17 protein-coding genes and 1 pseudogene are annotated in these 21,220 nt (G+C 55.2%); 9 read left to right on the forward strand and 9 right to left on the reverse strand.

What is annotated here, in order from left to right:
- Nucleotides 1-31: 31 nt before the first annotated feature.
- Complete coding sequence (locus NP77_RS01395) at nt 32-1,324, forward strand: glycoside hydrolase family 28 protein (RefSeq protein WP_008925602.1); 1,293 nt, start codon at nt 32-34, stop codon at nt 1,322-1,324.
- A gap of 80 nt (nt 1,325-1,404) precedes the next feature.
- On the opposite strand, the gene NP77_RS01400 is transcribed toward NP77_RS01395, so the two are convergent.
- Genes NP77_RS01400 through NP77_RS01410 form a run of 3 tightly spaced genes read right to left on the reverse strand, consistent with a single transcriptional unit; the run spans nt 1,405 to nt 4,417 of the window.
- Nucleotides 1,405-2,169, reverse strand: coding sequence for a DeoR/GlpR family DNA-binding transcription regulator (locus NP77_RS01400; protein WP_003854682.1), 765 nt, complete (start codon nt 2,167-2,169; stop codon nt 1,405-1,407).
- A 6-nt stretch (nt 2,170-2,175) separates the two neighbouring features.
- The gene (locus NP77_RS01405) at nt 2,176-3,156 is read right to left on the reverse strand and encodes a D-threonate 4-phosphate dehydrogenase (protein ID WP_003854687.1); all 981 of its coding nucleotides are present in this window, start codon (nt 3,154-3,156) and stop codon (nt 2,176-2,178) included.
- On the reverse strand, nt 3,149-4,417 hold the full coding sequence (locus NP77_RS01410) for a four-carbon acid sugar kinase family protein (RefSeq protein ID WP_039658756.1): 1,269 nt from the start codon (nt 4,415-4,417) through the stop codon (nt 3,149-3,151). The genes NP77_RS01405 and NP77_RS01410 overlap by 8 nt, the downstream gene beginning before the upstream one ends.
- 187 nt (nt 4,418-4,604) lie before the next feature.
- Here NP77_RS01410 and NP77_RS01415 point away from each other — a divergent pair, with 187 nt between their 5' ends.
- The 5 genes from NP77_RS01415 (at nt 4,605) to NP77_RS01435 (ending at nt 10,022) form a co-directional block, all read left to right on the forward strand.
- Nucleotides 4,605-5,753: an iron-containing alcohol dehydrogenase gene (locus NP77_RS01415; RefSeq protein WP_039658758.1), complete on the forward strand. Its 1,149-nt coding sequence runs from the start codon at nt 4,605-4,607 to the stop codon at nt 5,751-5,753.
- A gap of 11 nt (nt 5,754-5,764) precedes the next feature.
- Nucleotides 5,765-6,649, forward strand: a complete 885-nt coding sequence (locus tag NP77_RS01420; RefSeq protein ID WP_003854693.1) for a dihydrodipicolinate synthase family protein — start codon at nt 5,765-5,767, stop codon at nt 6,647-6,649.
- A 79-nt stretch (nt 6,650-6,728) separates the two neighbouring features.
- Nucleotides 6,729-8,144: a sodium:solute symporter family protein gene (locus NP77_RS01425; protein WP_003854696.1), complete on the forward strand. Its 1,416-nt coding sequence runs from the start codon at nt 6,729-6,731 to the stop codon at nt 8,142-8,144.
- A gap of 1 nt (nt 8,145) precedes the next feature.
- On the forward strand, nt 8,146-9,342 hold the full coding sequence (locus NP77_RS01430) for an exo-alpha-sialidase (protein ID WP_039658760.1): 1,197 nt from the start codon (nt 8,146-8,148) through the stop codon (nt 9,340-9,342).
- A gap of 8 nt (nt 9,343-9,350) precedes the next feature.
- Entirely contained in the window at nt 9,351-10,022 is a 672-nt protein-coding gene (locus NP77_RS01435) for an SDR family NAD(P)-dependent oxidoreductase (RefSeq protein ID WP_179291181.1), read from the forward strand.
- 48 nt (nt 10,023-10,070) lie between these two features.
- On the opposite strand, the gene yacL is transcribed toward NP77_RS01435, so the two are convergent.
- The 3 genes from yacL to NP77_RS01450 form a co-directional block, all read right to left on the reverse strand.
- On the reverse strand, nt 10,071-10,448 hold the full coding sequence (gene yacL / locus NP77_RS01440; protein ID WP_039658763.1) for a protein YacL: 378 nt from the start codon (nt 10,446-10,448) through the stop codon (nt 10,071-10,073).
- A 189-nt stretch (nt 10,449-10,637) separates the two neighbouring features.
- Nucleotides 10,638-13,235 (reverse strand): bifunctional aconitate hydratase 2/2-methylisocitrate dehydratase, encoded by a 2,598-nt coding sequence (gene acnB / locus NP77_RS01445; protein ID WP_008925596.1) that lies wholly within the window; start codon nt 13,233-13,235, stop codon nt 10,638-10,640.
- Between the two features lie 591 nt (nt 13,236-13,826).
- A complete protein-coding gene (locus tag NP77_RS01450) occupies nt 13,827-14,336 on the reverse strand; it encodes a phenolic acid decarboxylase (protein WP_039658766.1) in 510 nt (169 codons plus the stop codon).
- 105 nt (nt 14,337-14,441) lie between these two features.
- Here NP77_RS01450 and NP77_RS01455 point away from each other — a divergent pair, with 105 nt between their 5' ends.
- The 3 genes from NP77_RS01455 (at nt 14,442) to NP77_RS01465 (ending at nt 16,783) form a co-directional block, all read left to right on the forward strand.
- Entirely contained in the window at nt 14,442-15,347 is a 906-nt protein-coding gene (locus NP77_RS01455; RefSeq protein WP_003854707.1) for a LysR family transcriptional regulator, read from the forward strand.
- Nucleotides 15,348-15,735: 388 nt separating this feature from the next.
- On the forward strand, nt 15,736-16,137 hold the full coding sequence (locus tag NP77_RS01460) for a hypothetical protein (RefSeq protein WP_008925594.1): 402 nt from the start codon (nt 15,736-15,738) through the stop codon (nt 16,135-16,137).
- The gene (locus NP77_RS01465; RefSeq protein WP_039658768.1) at nt 16,130-16,783 is read left to right on the forward strand and encodes a hypothetical protein; all 654 of its coding nucleotides are present in this window, start codon (nt 16,130-16,132) and stop codon (nt 16,781-16,783) included. The genes NP77_RS01460 and NP77_RS01465 overlap by 8 nt, the downstream gene beginning before the upstream one ends.
- Before the next feature lie 266 nt (nt 16,784-17,049).
- On the opposite strand, the pseudogene NP77_RS23250 reads toward NP77_RS01465, so the two are convergent.
- From NP77_RS23250 to aceF, 3 genes and pseudogenes are all read right to left on the reverse strand, one after another.
- Nucleotides 17,050-17,496, reverse strand: a pseudogene (locus NP77_RS23250) (IS481 family transposase); the annotation flags it as partial.
- A gap of 228 nt (nt 17,497-17,724) precedes the next feature.
- Nucleotides 17,725-19,149, reverse strand: coding sequence for a dihydrolipoyl dehydrogenase (gene lpdA, locus NP77_RS01480; protein ID WP_039658770.1), 1,425 nt, complete (start codon nt 19,147-19,149; stop codon nt 17,725-17,727).
- Nucleotides 19,150-19,309: 160 nt separating this feature from the next.
- Nucleotides 19,310-21,214: a pyruvate dehydrogenase complex dihydrolipoyllysine-residue acetyltransferase gene (aceF, locus tag NP77_RS01485; RefSeq protein WP_039658772.1), complete on the reverse strand. Its 1,905-nt coding sequence runs from the start codon at nt 21,212-21,214 to the stop codon at nt 19,310-19,312.
- Nucleotides 21,215-21,220 lie beyond the last annotated feature (6 nt).

The raw sequence follows: 21,220 nt of genomic DNA on the forward strand, positions 1-21,220 counted from the left end.
GCTCATTTCTCAACCACTACAGGCAAAAAAAATGGCAAGAATTAACATTATTGATTTCGCTGCCGTCCCGGACGCCACCTCACTTTCCACTCAGGCGATACAGCGCGCGATTGATAGCGCATCAGCAGGCGACACGGTGCTGATCCCGGCTGGCCGCTTTCTGACCGGTGCGCTGTTTCTGAAAAGTGAGATGACGCTGGAGCTGGCGAAAGATGCCATGCTGCTCGGCAGCCAGCGGCTGGAGGACTACCCGGACATCCCTACGCGCGTGGCGGGAATTGATATGGTCTGGCCCGCGGCGATGCTTAACATTAATCACTGCCGCAACGTCACCGTCTGCGGCAGCGGCACGTTCGACGGACAGGGTGCCGTCTGGTGGCATAAATTCTGGGGCGACGACGAGAACAGCGGGATGCTGGCGGACTATACCCGTCGCGGCCTGCGCTGGGTGGTGGATTACGACTGCAGGCGTCCACGTAACGTAGTGGTTTACGAGAGCGAATGCGTGACGCTGGAGGACTTCACCTCACAGGATTCCGGCTTCTGGAACCTGCACGTCTGCTATTCGAAACAGGTGAATCTGCAGAGGCTACGTGTCATGAACGCCACCGGCCCCAGCACCGACGGCATTGATATTGATTCCAGCCAGTTAGTGCGTGTGGAGAGCTGTACGGTCTCCTGCAATGACGACAATATCTGCGTGAAATCGGGTCGCGGCGCGGAAGCACAGCAGCTCGGCAGAACCGCACGCGATATCATTATTCGCGACTGCACTCTGCTGAAAGGTTCGGGCATTACCCTGGGCAGCGAAACCTCTGGCGGTATCGAAAATGTCATCATCGAACACAACCGTTTTTCCGGCACTGGCGTCGGCTTTCGCATCAAGTCCGCCCGAAATCGCGGCGGCTGGATCAAAAACATCGTGGTTCGCCATCTGAAGATGGAGGATGTCTGTTATCCGTTTATGCTGCAGCTGAACTGGTTCCCGCAGTACAGCTACAGCGAACAGCCCGCCGACACCAAACAGCCGCCACACTGGCGTAAGCTGGCATCAGGCGTCACGGGTGATGCTGGCCTGACGCGGGTTGAGAATATCAGTATCAGTCATATCAGCAGCAGCCTGACTCAGCCAGCGGCGTTTTCCCGCGCCTTTTTTGTTGAAGGCACGCCGGAAAACCCAATCGAACAGCTGAGTTTCAGCGATATTACGCTGCAGGCGCAGGAGTTTGGCAAAATAGCGGGCGTAACGAATCTGAGGTTTGAGCGGGTTACGGTAGACGCGCCGGCAATGACGCGCGAAGAGCATGACGCCTACGCGCGTTAACGGCGACTGCAGAAGATAAACGCGCAGTGCTGCTCTCACCCTGCTTTACGATGAGGTCAGAGAAGCACGGCGCGTTCAGTTCAGGCAGAGGTCAGCGCCAGCGTAATACCGCGCTCGCGCAGCGTGCGGCAGACATCCTCGTCTAACCGGCTGTCGGTCACTACATCGGTCAGATCATCCACCGGTGACGCGCAGAACAGCGACCAGGAGCCATATTTACTGCTGTCCGCCAGCAGAACCCGACGCGCCGCATTGGCCAGCAGGTCATGTTTCAGCCCCGCTTTCTCTTCAGTCGGCGTGGTAATACCGCGCTCAAGGCTCCAGGAGTTACAGCTGACAAACGCAATATCGGGATTGATGCTGCGCAGCAACCGCCGTCCATGTTCACCCACACAGGACTGACTGGAGTCGTCGATCCGGCCGCCAATAATCGTCACTTCGATCTGCTTAAACTCAGACAGAAACAGTGCAATGTGCAGGTCGGCCGTAATGACCCGCAGCGGCAGATGGGTGAGCTGTCGCGCCAGCTCCAGCATGGTGGTTCCTGCATCCAGCACCACCGCATCGCCCGCCCGGACAAAACTGGCGGCGCATGCGGCGATCGCCTGCTTCTCGGCCAGGTTCCGCTGCATTTTCTCCAGCGTAGTCGGCTGGGCAGGAATAAAACGATTCAGGGTGACGCCGCCATGACTGCGGCTGATCACGCCCTCTTTATCCAGCTTAATTAAATCACGTCGAATCGTGGCGGGTGAGGCGGAAATCGCACTGACCAGTTGCTCAACAGTCACCAGATTATGGCTTTTCAGGTAATCCATAATCTGGTCAAGACGGCTCTGTCCCTTCATATTTCCCTATGCGAGCTGCATCGCGAGTTTAATCGAGATCGCCATGCTGTCAGACTTCGCTTTACCTGTCCAGGCGATATCAAATGCCGTGCCGTGGTCAGCAGAGGTGCGGATAAACGGCAGGCCTGCGGTAATGTTCACGCCATCATAGAAGCCCAGCAGTTTAAGCGGGATGTGCCCCTGATCATGGTACATCGCCACCACCATGTCATAGCGTCCATCCTGGCACTGCAGAAACACCGTGTCCGGCGGGCAAGGCCCGGAGACATCAATCCCCTGCGCTTTCATCGCCTCAATCGCGGGGGCAACGGTGGTGATCTCCTCATCGCCAAACAGCCCGTTCTCGCCAGCGTGCGGATTAACACCTGCCACGGCGATACGCGGGGCGCTGTAGCCGACACGACGCAGGAAGGTGTCCGCCATACCAATTACCGTTTTGATGCGCGTCTGATTGAGCGTGTCGAGGAACTTACGCAGTGCAATGTGGGTTGTGACATGAATGACTTTCAGCTTATCGGTGTAGAGCACCATGGCGTAATCTTTGGTGTCAGTCAGGTGCGCCAGCAGTTCGGTATGACCCGGATAGAGATGGCCCGCCGCATGCATCGCCTCTTTGTTCAGCGGCGCGGTGGCTATGGCATGCACCTCACCGGCCAATGCCAGTTCGGTGGCACGCTTTACGCAGCGCCATGCCAGATCCCCCGCCTCTTTCTGCACCACGCCAGGTTTCAGCGCGTCGGGATCGGCCAGCGGCTCATCGATCACATTGATAATGCCGGGCGCAAACCGTGCATCCTGTACCCGATCCAGCACCCGCAGCTCGGCCTGTGGCGTGATGTTCATCGCCATAATGCGGCGCAGCGTACTGGCACAGCCAATCACCACGGCAGGAATGCCATTCAGCTCACCTTCAGAGAGCGCTTTAATGATGATTTCCGGGCTGATGCCCGCCGGATCGCCCATGGTGATCGCAATAATTTTACTCACTCGACTTCTCCTCAATAAAACCAATGGCTGCTACCAGGGTATTTTCATCACCAAAGCCACCCGCTTTGGTCATCACCGGCAGAGTAAATTCACTGTTAAGCAGAACCCCGTGCGGCACACAGCCCGTCACCAGACCCTGAATTTTAAAGCCGCTGGCCCCCAGCCCCTGAGCAACGGCTATCGCCACGTCGCCGCCCGACAGATAGAGCGCATGCGGCAGCTGTGCCCGGCACAGACTCAGGGTCATTTCGCCCAGCAGCTGACAGATCGCCTCACCCAGCTGCTGGCGCGTCACGCTGTGCTGCTGGCAGAGATCCTCGATCGCGTGTCGCTGGGATTCATGCTGGCAGGTACGGATCACCGTGTGGCGACCGGCACGCAGTGCGGCAGCCGCCTGTTCAATCCAGCTATCCCGGCCACACCAGGCGGGCTGCTGAAACAGCTGACGAATATCAACATCCACGATTTCCACTGCCTGCTGGTTAAGCAGCGTGGCGATCTGCTGCTCTGCCTGACGACTCATCGATCCCACCACCGCCAGCACAGGCCGCGAAGGACAAGAAGGACGAACTGAGAGCGCAGCACCCAGCGCATCGCTTAATCCGGCGGCCCCGACCAGCAGAGGCTTCTCTGCCAGCCGCGCCGCAGCGGTAATGAGTCGCGCCAGGTCGGCCTCCGTTTCGGCATCTACCACCACCACGCCCTGCGCAGCTGCCAGCACGGCATCCAGCCGATCGCTGCGCAGCGTGGCGAGATCGATCTCCATACCGTCGATCTGCATCTGATCGAGAATCCGGGCGCTGAGGATCGGGGTTTTGGGATCGCTGGCAAATTCGGTATCCGTCAGTAACCGCTGATTCACCCACACGCTGCCCTCACGTGTGGTGCGGCCCAGGCGCGGCACGGCCGGTGCCACCAGCGCCAGCCTTTTGCCGCTGGCGCGCAGTGCCGCCACCGTTTCAGCACCGACGTTGCCACGCAGCGTGGAGTCGATCTTTTTGAACAGCCAGCCCTGCTGAAACTGTGCCGCGTAATGCTGTACCACCTGCGTGACGTGCTCTGCCGCCTGACTGATGCTGACCGCCCGGCTGTCAGTACTGATTACCAGCACATCCGCCGCCTCGTCGGGCTGCGGCGCGGCGGTGCCGAACAGCACATGTACACGGGCACCGGCCTGTGCCAGTCCACTACCTGCATCGTTAGCACCGGTAAAGTCATCGGCGATGACCAGCACCGGGGTTTTCCATATTGATGAGCCCATCCTCACTCCTGTCAGGCTATTGCCGCTGTATTTGATTATATTCAATCATGATTGATTATATGTGAGCAAGTTCAAATTAATCGAAATCGATATGCCTTATAAAATTAGCCACAGAGAGTGACTGACTTCGCATTGCGCTGAGCAAAATTAATCATCTGCTCAGTCATGACAGAAAAAAGGGTATGAAATGAATATTAACAGCACGGTGATTAGCGGTTATCAGGCGTTAAACGACATGCGCTATCTGCTGAATGGCGTAACGACAGCGATAGTAGTGACAGACCGGAACATTGAAGCGATTCCGGCGGTTCAGGCGCTGATGGGGCAACTCCGGGATCAGATTCCGCGTATCAGCGTGGTCAACAGCGTGCCGCCCGAGCCGAGCCAGCATGATGTGGCCGCGATTATAGAAACGCTCGCGCAGCGCCAGGCCGACATGGTGATTGGCATCGGCGGTGGCAGCGTGCTGGATGTGGCGAAGCTGCTCTCGGTGCTGTGCATCGACGGAGCACCGTCGCTGGACGCTCTGCTGGCAGGCGAAAAACCGCAGCGCCGCACCCGTTCAATGCTCATCCCGACCACTGGCGGCACCGGTTCTGAAGCGACGCCGAATGCGATTCTGGCGATCCCGGAGAAAGAGACCAAAGTCGGCATTATTTCACCAGTGATGCTGCCCGATGTGGTGGCGCTGGTGCCGGAACTCACCACCAGCATGCCACCGCACATCGCCTCGTCTACCGGCATTGATGCCCTGTGTCACCTGATCGAGTGCTTCACCGCCAACGTGGCCAATCCGGTCAGCGACAACTATGCGCTGATTGGGATGAAGAAGCTGTTCGCGAATCTCGAAACCACGCTGCGCGAGCCGGAGAATCTGCAGGCACGGCTGGAGATGCTCTGGGCCTCTTATTATGGCGGCGCATCGATTGCCCATGCCGGGACGCATCTGGTGCATGCGATGTCCTATCCGCTTGGCGGCAAATATCACCTGCCTCACGGCGTTGCCAACGCCATTCTGCTGGCCCCCTGCATGCGCTTTGTCCGTCCGGCCGCGGTGAGCAAATTCGCTCAGGCCTATGACCTGCTGCCCGACGCCGACGTCCGTTTAAGCGATGAAGAGAAATCACACGCGCTGGTCGACTACTTCACCGCGCTGGTTGCACGGCTGCAGTTGCCTGCCAGCCTGGAAGCACTGGGCATCGGCCCGAATCACCTGCCTTATTTAGTGGAAGCGGCGCTCGACGTGCAGCGCCTGATGAAAAACGTGCCGATGGCGGTCACCGCCGACGATGTGCGCGCCGTCTACCTGACGCTGTTCCCTTCCTGCCAGGCGTAATGAGGATTGTCATGAATAAGAAAATCAACGGCGTACTGACCGCCATCGTCACCACCTTTGACCGTGAAGGTGCCTTTGATCCGATGAAACAGCGTGAACAGGTCAGACGCCAGATCAACGCCGGAAACGGCATCTTCTGTGGCGGCACCAATGGCGAGTTCTTTGTGCTGAACGAGCAGGAGAAGATCGCCGTCACCACCACCTGCGTCGATGAGATCAACGGCCGCGCGCCTGTCGTGGCGCACATCGGCGAAATTTCGACCCGCGAAACGATCCGGCTCGGCAAACAGATTGCACGCCTGGGCGTGGATGCCGTCTCGGCGATCACCCCATGGTTTGTGCCGCTGAAACAGCAGGAGCTGATCGACCACTATCAGCGCGTAGCGGACGCGCTGACGGTGCCGCTGTTCCTCTACAACATCCCGGCGCGAACCGGCAATACCCTGCAGCCAGAGACCGTTCGCACGCTGGCCGTGCACCCGAACATCATCGGTATTAAAGACTCCGCAGGCAGCTATGAAAGTCTGAGCGGATTTCTGCAGGCCACCGCCGACTGTGAGGGCTTTGATGTGCTGAACGGCCCTGACTCGCTGATTCATCAGGGATTCGTTGATGGCTGCTCCGCCTCCATTTCCGGACTGGCAAACGTGGCACCGGAGGCGATTAACGCCATCTGGGCGCGCTTCCGTGCCGGCGATATTGCCGGTTCGCATCAGGCACAGGAGAACGTCACCGGCCTGCGCACCGCGCTGTACAGCATCGGTTTCTCACCGGCCGCCGTGAAAAAAGCGGTCAGCCTGCAGGGCTTTGAGGTGGGTGAAAGCCGCTATGCGGTGCAGTTCAGCGCCGACGAGCAGCAGCAGATCCGTCAAATCGTGAACCACTACCTGCAATAACGTCCATCGCCTTTGTACCCTATCGGTCAGATGAGAACGAACCTGATGGTCGCCATCTGCCAGAACAATCGAGGTCATGATGAAAGCATTTTCAACTGAGAGCACCTTACTGATCGTCGGCATGGTGGTCGCCTATATCCTGTTCACCACCTGGCTGACCTGGCGGCTGCGCAGTAAAACCAGCGGCGACTTTATGGAAGGCTCCCGCGCCATGCCCGCCTTTATCGTTGGCATTATGCTGATGTCAGAGTATATCGGGGCAAAATCGACCATTGGCACGGCGCAGGCAGCCTTTGAGGATGGCTTCGCCGCCTCCTGGTCGGTGATTGGCGCGGCGATTGGGTTCCCGCTGTTTGGCCTGATTCTGGTCAAACGCATCTACAACACCGGAAAAATCACGATCTCCGGTGCCATCGCCGAGAAATATGGCAGCTCAACCAAGAACATTATCTCGCTGATTATGATCTATGCGCTGCTGCTGGTGAACGTCGGGAACTACATCAGCGGTGCGGCGGCGATCTCCACCGTGCTGAAGATCGACCTGACGCAGGCGGCCTTTATCACCGCGGTGGTCAGTACCTTCTACTTTGCGTTTGGCGGCATGAAAGGCGTCGCCTGGGTTACGCTGCTGCACAGCGCCATCAAGTACATCGGGATTCTGATTATTCTCTATGTGGCGCTGAAAATGACCGGCGGCGTGGCCCCGATGATCGAGAAAATGCCGGCGTTCTACTGGACGTGGGATGGTCACGTCGGTGCCAGTACCATTGTGGCCTGGCTGATCGGGACCGTGGGTTCGATCTTCTGTACGCAGTTTGTGATCCAGGCGATCTCCTCCACCAAAGATGTGAAGTCCGCGAAGCGCGCTACCTGGGTCGCCTTCATCTTCTGCCTGCCGATCGGTCTGGCGATGGCGCTGATTGGCGTGGCGGCGAAGTTTGCGCATCCCGATATCAAGAGCCTCTATGCGCTGCCAGTGTTTCTGCAGGATATGTCACCGTGGCTGGCGGGTATCGTCACCACCTCGCTGGTGGCCTCGATTTTCGTCAGCGTCGGCACCGTTGCGCTGGCCATCGCCTCGCTGGTGGTGAAAGATTTTTACGTGCCTTATCGTAATCCGACGCCGGAGCGCGAATTTAAAGTGACGCGCTGGATCTCGATTGGCATCGGCTTCTTCCCGCTGCTGTTTGTCCTGTTCTTCCCGGAAGTGCTGAAGCTCTCGTTCTTTACCCGCGCGATTCGCCTGTCGATCACCGTGGTGGCGATCATGGCGTTCTATCTGCCGTGGTTTAAGAGCACGCGCGGTGCCAACGCCGGTCTGATTGGTGCCTGCGTGGTCACGTCCGTCTGGTTCCTGATGGGTAATCCGTTCGGTATCGACAATATGTATTTGGCGCTGATTACGCCGGCCATCATTATGGTGATTGACCGCTGTATCCCGTCACGCCAGTCTCAGCCTCAACCGCAACACAATGCACAAAATAGTGGAGCCTAATATGACTCAGGAAACCGTCACCGCAGAACGCACCGGCCTGGTTGCGCCGCACCCGCAGGATAGCGCCCAGCAGATTGCGATGCTGCCCTCCTCCTGCCCGCAAAACCATGCGGCTAACCTGCTGCCGCTGCCCGATGGCGATCTGCTTTGCGTCTGGTTTGGTGGCACGCAGGAAGGGATTGCCGATATCTCAGTCTGGTGTTCCCGGCTGACAAAAGGCAGCGATCGCTGGAGTGACGCGCAGAAGCTTTCTGACGATCCGGGTCGCTCAGAACAGAATCCGGTGCTGTTTCTCGATCCCGACCAGATACTGTGGCTGCTGTGGACGGCGCAGAAATCAGGTAATCAGGACACCGCGATCGTGCGCTATCGCCAGTCTCACGATATGGGCAAAAGCTGGGGCGAGATCAAAACCCTGCTGGATAAGCCCGGCACCTTTATTCGTCAGCCGATTGTCGTGCTGCCCAACGGCAACTGGCTGCTGCCGGTGTTTTACTGCCTGACGCAGCCCGGCGAAAAGTGGGTCGGCAGCTATGACGTCAGCGCGGTAAAAATCTCAGAAGATAAAGGCCAGAGCTGGCGCGACGTCAGCGTGCCTGACAGCACCGGCTGCGTTCATATGAACGTGACCCTGCTGGATGATGGCTCGCTGCTGGCACTCTACCGCAGTCGCTGGGCCGACCATATCTACCAGAGCCGCTCGTTTGATCAGGGTGAAAGCTGGAGTGCGCCCGAGCCGCTGTCGCTGCCCAACAATAACTCCTCCATTCAGGTCACGACGCTGCGCAACGGTCATCTGGCGCTGGTGTTCAATGCGATGAGCGCCGAAGGGGCCAGCGAGCGCCGGTTGTCGCTGTATGACGAAATTGAAGATGATGAAGAAGACGGTGACGTTGCGGTTGCCGCCGAGCCGGTGGTGCACAGCGGGCGCACCGCCTTCTGGGGCGCGCCACGAGCGCCAATGACGCTGGCGATCTCAACAGATGGCGGCAAAAGCTGGCCGCTGCAGCGCAATCTAGACGAGGGCGACGGCTACTGCATGACCAATAACTCTCAGCAGAAGTTAAACCGTGAGTTCTCTTACCCCAGCATCAAGCAGGGTGTGAACGGCGAACTCCATATCGCCTACACCTGGTATCGCCAGGCGATTAAGTATGTGCGGGTTGATGAGTCCTGGGTGCAGGGAGGTGACGCGTGATTGAAAAGATGGCGCTGGTGACCGGAGCCAGTTCCGGCATCGGCCAGGCGATTGTGGATCGCCTGCTGGATGAGGGCTGGCAGGTGATTGGCCTGAGCCGATCGGCGATAAACCGGTCAGACGCGGGCTGGCAGAGCCATCAGATCGATATCAGCGACAGTGCGGCATTGCAGGCTTTACTGGACAAACTGCCGGTGCCGCAGGCGGTGATCCATGCAGCGGGAATGATGCAGGCCGCGCCGCTCGGGGAGCTGGATCTGAACGCCAGCACACGCCTGTGGCAACTGCATGTTGCCGCCGCAGAACAGCTGGCCAACCATTTTGCGCCCCGGATGAACGCGGGCGGCAGAATCGTGTTGCTGGGTAGTCGCACGTCAGGCGGTGCGGCGTGCCGTAGTCAGTATGTGGCCACTAAATCGGCGATGATCGGCATGGTGCGCAGCTGGGCGGCAGAGCTGGCACCGCGCGGCATTACAGCCAATATCGTGGCGCCAGGTGCCACCGAAACGCCGATGCTACAACAGCCGGGCCGGGCCAGTTCCCCGCCGCGCTTGCCACCGATAGGCCGCTATATTCAGCCGCAGGAAGTCGCCGGACTGGTCGGGTTCCTGCTTTCGCCTGCGGCCGCGACAATCACCGGTCAGCAGCTGGTGATGTGCGGCGGTGCGTCGCTGAGTTGATGAACAGGCCGGGCGACTCGGGTAGCCCGGCCTGTATCAGCGTAAAAATTACCGTACGGGTTTACCGTACTGATTAACAAACTGGCGGTAGGCGGCGATCACCAGCAGAAAATCTTCAATGCCACAGAATGAGAGGCTCTCTTCGTCGTAGTAGTTCATCCCCTCTTCCATGCCGTCATCCTCCAGAGCCAGCAGGTTGGCGCGAATCATTACCTCTTCCTCATCCAGCAGGATGGTGTACTCGCTACCGACGCGCTGCCACTGACGCACGCTGCCTTTGACGTCTTCGATTGCGGCTTCGACTTCATCCAGCAATCCTGGATCGTTTTTCACCTCTTCGTTGAACCAGTGGCCGACCGCTTCATGATCCATCGACATACGAACTTTAATCTGTCCGGTCACATCGCGTAAAAATTCATATTCCATCGCCCGTTCCTCTTAACGTCATCGCGTCACTAAATGAGTGTCAGCGCTGCCTGCGCGGCAAAGTGTGACACGTCGCGCATTATTACAGGCTGTCTGGCGAAATCCAGCTTTTGATCGTCTCTCTGGCCAATGCCGGGACGAAAAAAAGGGGCGAATCATCGCCCCTTTCTGTTACTGCCAGGTGAAGAATCAGACCGCAGTCTGGAAAATCACGCCGTCAGCTTTGTCAGTGTACTGCGCCAGCTGGTCAAAGTTGAGATAGCGATAAGTGTCGCTGGCTGTTTTATCAACCTGCTCCATGAATTGCTGATACTCATCCGGCGTTGGCAGTTTGCCAAGCAGAGACGCGACCGCAGCCAGCTCCGCAGATGCCAGGTAGACGTTAGCGCCATTACCCAGACGGTTCGGGAAGTTACGGGTCGAGGTGGAAACCACCGTCGCACCGTCTGCAACACGTGCCTGGTTACCCATGCAGAGTGAACAGCCTGGGATCTCGATACGCGCACCGCTTTTGCCGAATACGCTGTAGTAGCCCTCTTCGGTTAGCTGTGCTGCATCCATCTTGGTTGGCGGTGCCACCCACAGACGCGTTGGCAGCTGACCTTTGTGGCTATCCAGCAGTTTACCGGCGGCACGGAAGTGACCAATGTTAGTCATGCATGAGCCGATGAACACTTCGTCGATCTTCTCGCCCTGAACGTCAGAGAGCAGACGTGCATCGTCCGGATCGTTTGGTGCGCAGAGGATCGGCTCTTTGATGTCAGCCAGATCGATTTCGATCACCGCAGCATATTCAGCATCGGCGTCTGCTTCCAGCAACTGAGGATCGGCCAGCCATTTCTGCATGCTTTCAACACGACGCTCCAGTGTACGACGATCGCCGTAGCCTTCTGCGATCATCCACTTCAGCAGTACAATGTTGGAGTTCAGGTATTCAATAATCGGTGCTTTATCCAGCTTGATGGTACAGCCCGCAGCGGAACGCTCTGCTGACGCATCAGACAGCTCAAACGCCTGCTCGACCTTCAGATCCGGCAGACCTTCAATCTCCAGGATACGGCCAGAGAAGATGTTTTTCTTACCTTTCTTCTCAACGGTCAGCAGACCCTGTTTGATCGCATACAGCGGGATGGCGTGAACCAGATCGCGCAGCGTAATGCCTGGCTCCATTTTACCTTTGAAGCGCACCAGCACCGATTCCGGCATGTCGAGCGGCATAACGCCGGTCGCGGCGGCAAACGCCACCAGGCCTGAACCCGCCGGGAAAGAGATGCCGATAGGGAAACGGGTATGGGAGTCACCACCGGTGCCCACGGTATCCGGCAGCAGCATACGGTTCAGCCAGCTGTGGATAATGCCGTCACCCGGACGCAGTGATACACCACCACGGTTCATGATGAAGTCTGGCAGCGTGTGGTGCGTACTCACGTCCACTGGCTTAGGATACGCGGCAGTGTGACAGAAGGACTGCATCACCAGATCGGTCGAGAAGCCCAGACAAGCCAGATCTTTCAGCTCATCACGGGTCATCGGGCCGGTGGTATCCTGCGAGCCAACCGAGGTCATCTTCGGTTCGCAATAGGCGCCTGGACGAACACCGGCTACGCCACAGGCGCGGCCCACCATTTTCTGCGCCAGTGAGAAGCCACGGGTGCTCTCCGCAACATCTTTCGCCTGACGGAATACGGTGCTGTGCGGCAGACCCAGTGACTCACGCGCTTTGGTGGTCAGTCCACGACCGATGATCAGCGGAATACGGCCACCGGCACGCACTTCGTCAATCACCACTTCGGTTTTGAGTTCGAAGCTGGCCAGCAGTTCGTTGGTTTCGTGATTGCGGACTTCACCTTTAAACGGATAGATGTCGATGACATCACCCATGTTCAGGTTGTTGACGTCTACTTCAATCGGCAGTGCGCCTGCATCTTCCATGGTGTTGAAGAAGATTGGCGCAATTTTACTGCCCAGCACCACGCCGCCGCCTTTTTTATTTGGCACGTTCGGGATGTCGTCGCCCATAAACCACAGCACCGAGTTGGTGGCAGATTTACGCGAGGAACCGGTTCCGACCACATCGCCGACATAGGCCAGCGGGAAGCCTTTGGTCTTAAGCGCTTCGATCTGTTTGATCGGACCGATGTTGCCTGCCTCATCCGGCTCAATGCCTTCACGGGCATTTTTCAGCATCGCCAGGGCGTGCAGTGGAATGTCCGGACGTGACCAGGCATCCTGGGCTGGAGAGAGATCGTCGGTGTTGGTTTCGCCAGTGACTTTGAACACCGTAACTGTGATTTTCTCAGCCAGTTCAGGACGTGACAGATACCATTCCGCATCGGCCCACGATTGCATCACCTGCTTCGCGTATTCATTACCCGCTTTCGCTTTCTCTTCGACATCATAGAAGTTGTCGAACATCAGCAGGGTGTGTGAAAGGGCTTTCGCCGCAATTGGGGCAAGCTTGCTATCGTCCAGCGCTTCAATCAGCGGGTGAATATTGTAACCACCCTGCATGGTGCCGAGCAGTTCAACCGCTTTTTCAGGAGATATCAGAGGAGAGGTTGCTTCGCCTTTGGCGACAGCCGCCAGGAAACCGGCTTTGACATACGCCGCTTCATCGACGCCAGGTGGGACTCGGTTGACCAATAAATCGGTCAAAAATTCTTCTTCACCCGCAGGTGGATTTTTCAGCAGTTCAACCAGCGCGGCCATCTGGGAAGCCTCTAAAGGCTTAGGTACAATTCCCTGGGCAGCACGCTCGGCAACGTGCTTACGGTATTCTTCTAGCACGACGTTATCCTCGCTCTCATTATGTAGGGCTTTCCGACCACCTTGCTCACTTATGGAGAACACACTTCCCTTTCTCGTCCAGGTTGAGGTGCCCGGTTTCGCGGAGGGCAGAATAGCAGGATTCCGTCTGTTTGTTAATCTGTTTACAAAAATACAACATAATCCACTACGCCCATTCTGCCCGCTTATCTCCCCGCATCAGGCTCCTGAGTGAGCCGATTTGGTCTCACAGCAGCTTACCGTATTCCAGTGAAATGGCGACACGATAAGGTCAGCTTTGCAGCGGTTTAACCGAAATGATTCAGTGAAATAGATAACCGACAGGAATAGAACGCGGTGTGAATCGGGTGTAAAACAGCGGTGAGTTTGACAAAATCTCAACACCAGAGCGAAGTGTGAGGTTCTTTTGGCGTCAGAGGATTACAGCGTAGTTTTCATTTCCTGCAGTGATAGTGGCTGGTCCCGCCGCCAGAACGCGCCCTCTTCCCTTTCCGTCATGGCAAGAGGGCTCAATTCTCTTTTAATACCTGCACTGCCTGCCTGGGCAATCCATTTTTAACAAATGGACGCCATGACCGTTTTTGTTTTGCGTTAATTTTGCAGGTTAGCTGGCCAATAGGCAGGCAGCTGGTCAGGCGGACAATCAATCACGCTTTCATTATTTTCGCCCACTTCGCGGATAACGGTCAGCGTCGCGAATTCATCGATAATCTCAGTTGGATAAGCCGGACCCGTTTCGCGGAATTTTGCCATCTCTTCCAGATGATCGTTCTGGAAGCAGACGGTTTTTTCCGGGTTGTTCATTACCCAGCGAGGGAAGAAGATGGTGCCATGGAAGATTTTATCGGCCAGATTAACGGCCAGGCTGACATCGGTGCCGGTAGGTTCGGTCCAGGAGACTTTATAGACATCCTGCGCCAGACGAACGACATAGACATGCTGATTTTTAACCCAGCGATTTCCCACCATGCCGCTGTGAATACGGTAGTCGATGGTGCTGGCATTTTTGATGTAGAGCTCGTAGTTCCAGCCATTGTCATAGGTATAAACCAGATGTTTACCGACGATGCCAGACAGGTCATGTTTATCAAAAGTACTCATGATTAACTCCTCATTTGTTTCCGTTGAGAGGATTATTGCGCGTTACAAAAGCGATGAATAACGCTATTTTTAGCGCTAAATAATTCATTTTTTAGATGAGTCAACATGTACAGGACAACGCTGGAACAGTGGTATCTGCTCGATGCAGTAGTCAATGAAGGGAGTTTTGCGCTGGCAGCAGAGAAGAACCATCGCAGCCAGTCTTCATTGAGCTACCAGCTGGGCCTGCTTCAGCAGCGGCTGGGGCTGACGCTGTTACAGCAGGAGGGCCGCCGTGCGATGCTGAGTGCAGAGGGACATCAGTTGCTCGCGCAGGTGCGTCCTTTGCTGGCGGGATTCAGTGCGCTTGAGGCGCAGGCTAATGCACTACAACGCGGCGAGCGGTCACGCATCGATCTGATGGTCGATGCGACGCTGCCCAAACCTTTGCTGTTTGATGTGCTCCAGACCTTTCAGCAGCGCTATCCCCATGTGCGTATCTGGTTCAGCGAAATCGTCCGAAGTGAAACGCCTGACAGACTGGCGGAAAATCAGGCCGATCTCTGGCTGGTGGCGCAGCAGGGCGATACGCAGTTTGCAGGCGAAAGCCTGATGAGTGTCGATTTCGTCGCCGTTGCCCATCGCGACCACCCATTACACCGCGAACCCGCCCCGCTTAATGCGGCCACGCTGGCTCGCTGGCCCTGCATTACCATACTGGATCGTCAGCAACAGCAGCAGTCAGAGGTGAATGGCGAACAAGCGGAAAACTGGTCATTTACAACACTGTCGGCCGCGATTGAGGCGGTCCAGCACCAGTTAGGTTATGGCTGGCTGCCGGAACAGAATATCGCCGCGCTTTTAGAGAGCGGTGAGCTTCGTCCCCTGCCGCTACTGCAGGGCCGCCGACGCAGCAGTTCACTGGTGATGCATATAAACGAAGAGAGACTGCCGGCCAATAGCGCCATTGCGGCACTGGCGCAGATGTTTATTGAACGGGTGGCGCAGGAGAAGCGCATAGCTGAGCGCTAAAGAGGCTGAGATTGTTTCCGTTGACGCGGGGAACACGCAAAAAACACGCATTCCAAAGATTAAGCTGCGGTTTATCCCCCTCAAGCGTGGAACACCAGATTGGCGATCATTGGCAGGCCCCTGATTGTGGTTATATAAGGCTGTGGTGAAGGCCGGAACGCTGCTCAAGTAATCGCAATCATTATGTATAGATTATAGTAATCTATATCTTAATATACCAAACGTTCTCATACGATCAGATTGCTGGCCCAAAGCGGTAATCTTTGGTCTATCCGGCACTAAAGCTATCTACACAGTCAATCACCGTCGATACAAAGCGCCTAAAGAACGAGAGCCGATCCCCTTTAACGAAAACCAAATTACTGATGCTGAGATAGCTAATCGAGGTATGACATTCACCTATGAGCTTTTCAACATCTATCACATGATAGAATCAGGGGTTATCAGCAAAGAGGCTGCTCGTGAAGCCTTCAAGCAAGAATGCCTCATGGACTTCAGACACAGCCTTCACCGGCTCGACTTCAATCACTGCTATGATCGAGCGGTGGTTTACTCCCTTATAATCCCTGCCGACAGCAACTTTACTGTCTCAAGGTTTGATAAAATCGCAATACAGCACAGTGAGAATCATTGGCACTTACTCAATATTGAAAGCATTGAGATAGACCGTGTTCCTTACGATGAGGTAAGCAATGGCACAGTCGGCATCAAGGTTGATAGGATAGTGCCGGAAGCAAGGGACTACTATGTAGTCAAAGTAAGCGAGGATAAGGACCTTCAGGATGCGTAGCTACAGTGAGATCGCAAAGCGTATAGCCAAAATCATTATATCGCCTGAGTCAGCGATAGGATTAATGCATGGAGTCCTGTCTGTGCCTACAGACATTGGCTATCTTGCCTATGGATTTCTTGATACAGACAGCCGCTATCAACGTGAAACAGAGAAAATAAGGATGGTTAGTGCCATCAGGCATGGCATTCTTGAAAATCACAACTTCATGAAGACAATCGAGACTGTGCTCAATATCTTCAACAAGAATGTGCCTGAATTCAAGCAGAACGCTATCTATAGCAAAACGATGGCTTCAGTTGCTGGCCGGACGCTTACGAACTCACTAATAGCCGGAAGATTAGCAACTACCATTGCGCAGCGTAGCTCCTTCCTTGTTGCGGTCAGAGGTGGCCTGATTGGTAATGCTTTACTGATCGGTGGCATGACAGAGAGATGTGTCTACACCTCTGAAAAGCTTCAAAAGAACAACCCAGAAGTCTACAACGCGCTACGCGTGCGGAACTATGATTTACTTTACTTCTTAGTTGAGCCAGCTCTGAACCCCTTCTTAGAAGCTCTGAATGTAAAGCAAACTCAGGGACAACCGGCTTTTGAGAAGATCATTGAGATGGTAGACCAGGAGGTAAACGCTAATGCGAGATAATGGGCCGGCTAAGTTGAGCTTAGGTAAACGCATCATGTATAGCCTTATAGAGGCGTCAGGTGCGATCATAGGCGGGTTCTTGCTCTTACTATGCTGCTACTGGTTCTTTCACTATGAAACGTGGCATGAGAGGCTTATAGCGATTGGCTTATCTATAGGGGTTGTCTATCTGATAGGTAAGGTCTTACCTGAACGGCCAAATCAGTAAGCCCCTCATGGGGCTATACTAAGTTTTATCAGCTCAGGCCTCATCTGAAAGTTACCCGTTATTTATACAGGTATCTATCAGAGTATATTTGGATTGAATTCTTCTCAGCCCAGAGGCGTTTTCCATCAAGTAATATTTCCATAAGCGTCCGGCCAGGGCACATTTTCCCCTGATGAGTTCGCTAATTATTAAGTGAGCCAGCCAGTCATTAAGATCAGATTTTAATGTGTCGGGTTCACCATACAGCTTTTTGTGGAACGTCACCTGATATAATTCCTGCAATATCGTGATGTGGAACCGCATCGCAGTTGCCGTTCGTCTATGGTGACATCGCTTTGGTCTTCGTATGGTCTATATCATTTATTGCCAGACAAAGTTGATAATCATGCTGCTCCACTTTGCCACAGTACTCTATGCCTCCTTCGGTCAGTATTCTTAGAATTGGCAGGCCCTGAGACGCATAAATTGACAGTACACGTTCATTCAGCAGATCTGCCGCTGCAATAAAACGTGTCACGTGGGATAACCATGATTTACAGGCGGTTTATCCCCTGCTAACGCGTGGAGCACTCTAAATTTATTTGCCTGATTACTAAATACTTATTCGCACTCAAAAATTCCACCAAATTTAACGCTCTGATTTTACCCAACATCACACCTAATCCCACCACCAGAATCCAGGCCAAAAAAAAGCCCCCATTACGGGAGCTTTCTCAATAGCTGCGGCAGAAACTTATTTCTTCTTCGCTTTCGCGTTAGGCAGATCGGTGATGCTACCTTCGAAGATCTCTGCAGCCAGACCCACTGACTCATGCAGGGTCGGGTGAGCATGGATGGTCAGCGCGATATCTTCCGCATCACAACCCATCTCAATCGCCAGACCGATTTCGCCTAACAGCTCACCGCCGTTAGTGCCGACAATCGCGCCACCAATAATACGGTGCGTCTCTTTGTCGAAAATCAGTTTGGTCATACCGTCTGCACAATCAGAAGCGATAGCACGGCCAGAGGCAGCCCACGGGAAAGTGGAGGTCTCGTAGCTGATGCCTTTCTCTTTCGCTTCTTTCTCGGTCAGACCGACCCAGGCAACTTCTGGCTCAGTATAGGCAATTGAAGGGATCACTTTCGGATCGAAGTAGTGCTTCAGACCGGAGATCACTTCGGCGGCAACGTGGCCTTCATGCACACCTTTATGCGCCAGCATTGGCTGACCGACGATGTCGCCGATAGCATAGATGTGTGGCACGTTGGTACGCATCTGCTTGTCGACGCGGATGAAACCGCGATCGTCCACTTCCACGCCCGCTTTACCAGCATCCAGACCTTTACCGTTCGGCACACGACCGATAGCTACCAGCACCGCGTCATAACGCTGCGCTTCACCTGGTGCTTTTTTGCCTTCCATTGAAACGTAAATGCCATCGTCTTTCGCTTCAACGGCGGTCACTTTGGTTTCCAGCATCAGGTTAAATTTCTTGCTGATTTTCCTGGTAAAGACTTTCACCACGTCTTTATCCGCAGCCGGGATAACCTGGTCGAACATCTCAACCACATCGATCTCTGAACCCAGCGCATGATAAACCGTCGCCATTTCCAGACCGATGATGCCGCCGCCCATAACCAGCAGACGCTTCGGCACTTCTTTCAGTTCCAGCGCATCGGTAGAGTCCCAGACGCGTGGATCGTCATGTGGAATGAATGGCAGTTCGATTGGGCGTGAACCCGCAGCGATGATGGCATTATCGAAGTTGATGGTGGTCGCGCCGCCTTCTCCTTCAACCACCAGGGTGTTAGCACCGGTGAATTTGCCCAGACCATTAACCACGGTGACTTTACGACCTTTTGCCATACCTGACAGGCCGCCAGTCAACTGGTTGATAACCTTCTCTTTCCAGCTGCGAATCTTGTTGATATCAGTAGATGGCTGGCCAAACACAATGCCATGCTCTTCAAGGGCTTTCGCCTCTTCAATCACTTTAGCAACGTGCAGCAGCGCTTTAGATGGGATACAACCGACGTTCAGACAAACACCACCGAGGGTGCTATAACGCTCTACCAGTACGGTTTCCAGACCTAAATCCGCACAACGGAAGGCTGCAGAGTAACCTGCAGGACCTGCCCCAAGTACCACGACCTGGGTTTTCATCTCTGTACTCATCATGACCTCTTAATTGATATCCGGCGGGTCAGACGTTCTTATAATGCCCTTGTTCCACCGGGACTTTCACCGCAAGAGTTTACAGAATTGTTAACAAACTGCCAACAGCGGCGCGACGAATCGTTAAAGGAAGGCCGGCATTCGCCGGCCTTCTTAACATTTACATAACTAAACGACGAATATCAGACAGCATATTGCCGATAATGGTGATGAATCGCGCACCATCAGCACCATCGATCACGCGGTGGTCGAAGGAGAGAGAAATCGGCATCATCAGACGCGGAGTAAACTCTTTACCGTTCCACACCGGTTCCATCGCCGATTTAGAGACACCCAGGATAGCCACTTCCGGCGCGTTAACGATCGGCGCGAAGTGGGTAGTGCCCAGGCCGCCCAGGCTGGAGATGGTAAAGCATCCGCCCTGCATGTCGCCCGCTGTCAGCTTACCGTCACGCGCTTTCTTCGAAATCGCCATCAGTTCACGGGACAGCTCGGTGATGCCTTTCTTATTCACGTCTTTAAAGACCGGAACAACCAGGCCATTTGGCGTATCAACCGCCACACCGATATTGATATATTTCTTCAGCGTCAGTTTCTGCGCATCTTCAGACAGCGAACTGTTGAAGCGTGGCATCTGCTCAAGCGCCGCAGCGACCGCTTTCATGATGAACACCACTGGGGTGTATTTCACATCCAGCTTACGCTTCTCTGCTTCAGCATTCTGCTGCTTACGGAAAGCTTCCAGGTCGGTGATATCAGTTTTGTCGAAATGCGTAACGTGCGGGATCATCACCCAGTTACGGCTCAGGTTCGCGCCAGAAATTTTCTGGATACGGCCCAGTTCGACTTCTTCGATTTCGCCAAACTTACTGAAATCAACTTTCGGCCATGGCAGCATGCCAGGCAGACCGCCGCCGCTGGCCGCAGCAGGTGCTGCTTCAGCGCGTTTCACGGCCTCTTTCACGTAAGTCTGCACGTCTTCTTTCAGAATGCGACCTTTACGGCCGGTGCCTTTGACTTTCGCCAGGTTAACACCGAACTCGCGCGCCAGGCGACGAATCACCGGGGTAGCGTGAACGTAAGCGTCGTTCTCTGCGAACTCACCTTTGCTTTCTGCTTTAGCGGCGGCAGGTGCTGCTGCGGCTTTCGCTTCAGATTTGGCAGCAGGCGCCGGTGCGGCTTCCTGTTTCGCAGCCGCAGGGGCAGCCGGAGCAGCACCTTCGACTTCGAACACCATGATCAGTGAGCCGGTGCTGACTTTATCGCCCGTCGCGACTTTCAGCTCTTTGACGATACCCGCAAACGGTGCCGGCACTTCCATAGAGGCTTTGTCGCCTTCAACCACGATCAGTGACTGCTCAGCTTCCACCTTGTCGCCAACCTTAACGAGGATCTCGGTGACTTCAACTTCGTCTCCCCCGATATCCGGAACGTTAACGTCTTTTGCGCCCGCAGCCGCGGCAGGTGCCGATGCCGCTTCTTCTTTAACTTCTGGCTTCGCATCAGAGGCCGGTGCTGCACCTTCTGCTTCAAAGACCATGATGGCTGAACCGGTGCTGACTTTGTCGCCGGTCGCAATGGTGATCTTTTTGACCACACCCGCGAACGGAGCCGGGACTTCCATTGACGCTTTGTCACCTTCGACAACAATCAGTGACTGCTCGGCTTCGACTTTGTCGCCAACCTTAACCAGAATCTCAGTGACTTCGACTTCGTCACCGCCGATATCCGGCACAGCCACTTCTTTGCTGGCAGTGGCCGCAGCAGCGGCTGGCGCAGGCGCCGCATCCGCTTTCTTCTCTTCGGCTGCGGCAGGGGCTGCTTCCGCAGCGCCTTCAGCATCAAACACCATAATCAGCGAACCGGTCTCAACTTTGTCACCGGTAGAGATTTTAATCTCTTTGACTACGCCAGCCTGTGGCGACGGCACTTCCATTGAGGCTTTGTCGCCTTCCACGGTGATCAGCGACTGCTCGGCTTCCACCTTGTCGCCAACTTTCACCAGAATCTCGGTGACTTCAACTTCGTCAGACCCGATATCCGGTACCTTAATTTCGATAGCCATTACTCT

The organism is Pantoea sp. MBLJ3, assembly GCF_000816655.1.
GTDB lineage: Bacteria > Pseudomonadota > Gammaproteobacteria > Enterobacterales > Enterobacteriaceae > Pantoea > Pantoea eucalypti.

Coding starts and splice junctions, on each gene's coding strand:
- NP77_RS01460 (WP_008925594.1), top strand. CDS start 15,736: ATGACATTCACCTATGAGCTTTTCAACATCTATCACATGATAGAATCA.
- NP77_RS01430 (WP_039658760.1), top strand. CDS start 8,146: ATGACTCAGGAAACCGTCACCGCAGAACGCACCGGCCTGGTTGCGCCG.
- yacL (WP_039658763.1), bottom strand. CDS start 10,448: ATGGAATATGAATTTTTACGCGATGTGACCGGACAGATTAAAGTTCGT.
- NP77_RS01455 (WP_003854707.1), top strand. CDS start 14,442: ATGTACAGGACAACGCTGGAACAGTGGTATCTGCTCGATGCAGTAGTC.
- NP77_RS01395 (WP_008925602.1), top strand. CDS start 32: ATGGCAAGAATTAACATTATTGATTTCGCTGCCGTCCCGGACGCCACC.
- aceF (WP_039658772.1), bottom strand. CDS start 21,214: ATGGCTATCGAAATTAAGGTACCGGATATCGGGTCTGACGAAGTTGAA.
- NP77_RS01465 (WP_039658768.1), top strand. CDS start 16,130: ATGCGTAGCTACAGTGAGATCGCAAAGCGTATAGCCAAAATCATTATA.
- NP77_RS01435 (WP_179291181.1), top strand. CDS start 9,351: ATGGCGCTGGTGACCGGAGCCAGTTCCGGCATCGGCCAGGCGATTGTG.
- NP77_RS01425 (WP_003854696.1), top strand. CDS start 6,729: ATGAAAGCATTTTCAACTGAGAGCACCTTACTGATCGTCGGCATGGTG.
- NP77_RS01415 (WP_039658758.1), top strand. CDS start 4,605: ATGAATATTAACAGCACGGTGATTAGCGGTTATCAGGCGTTAAACGAC.
- NP77_RS01400 (WP_003854682.1), bottom strand. CDS start 2,169: ATGAAGGGACAGAGCCGTCTTGACCAGATTATGGATTACCTGAAAAGC.
- NP77_RS01410 (WP_039658756.1), bottom strand. CDS start 4,417: ATGGGCTCATCAATATGGAAAACCCCGGTGCTGGTCATCGCCGATGAC.
- lpdA (WP_039658770.1), bottom strand. CDS start 19,149: ATGAGTACAGAGATGAAAACCCAGGTCGTGGTACTTGGGGCAGGTCCT.
- NP77_RS01450 (WP_039658766.1), bottom strand. CDS start 14,336: ATGAGTACTTTTGATAAACATGACCTGTCTGGCATCGTCGGTAAACAT.
- NP77_RS01420 (WP_003854693.1), top strand. CDS start 5,765: ATGAATAAGAAAATCAACGGCGTACTGACCGCCATCGTCACCACCTTT.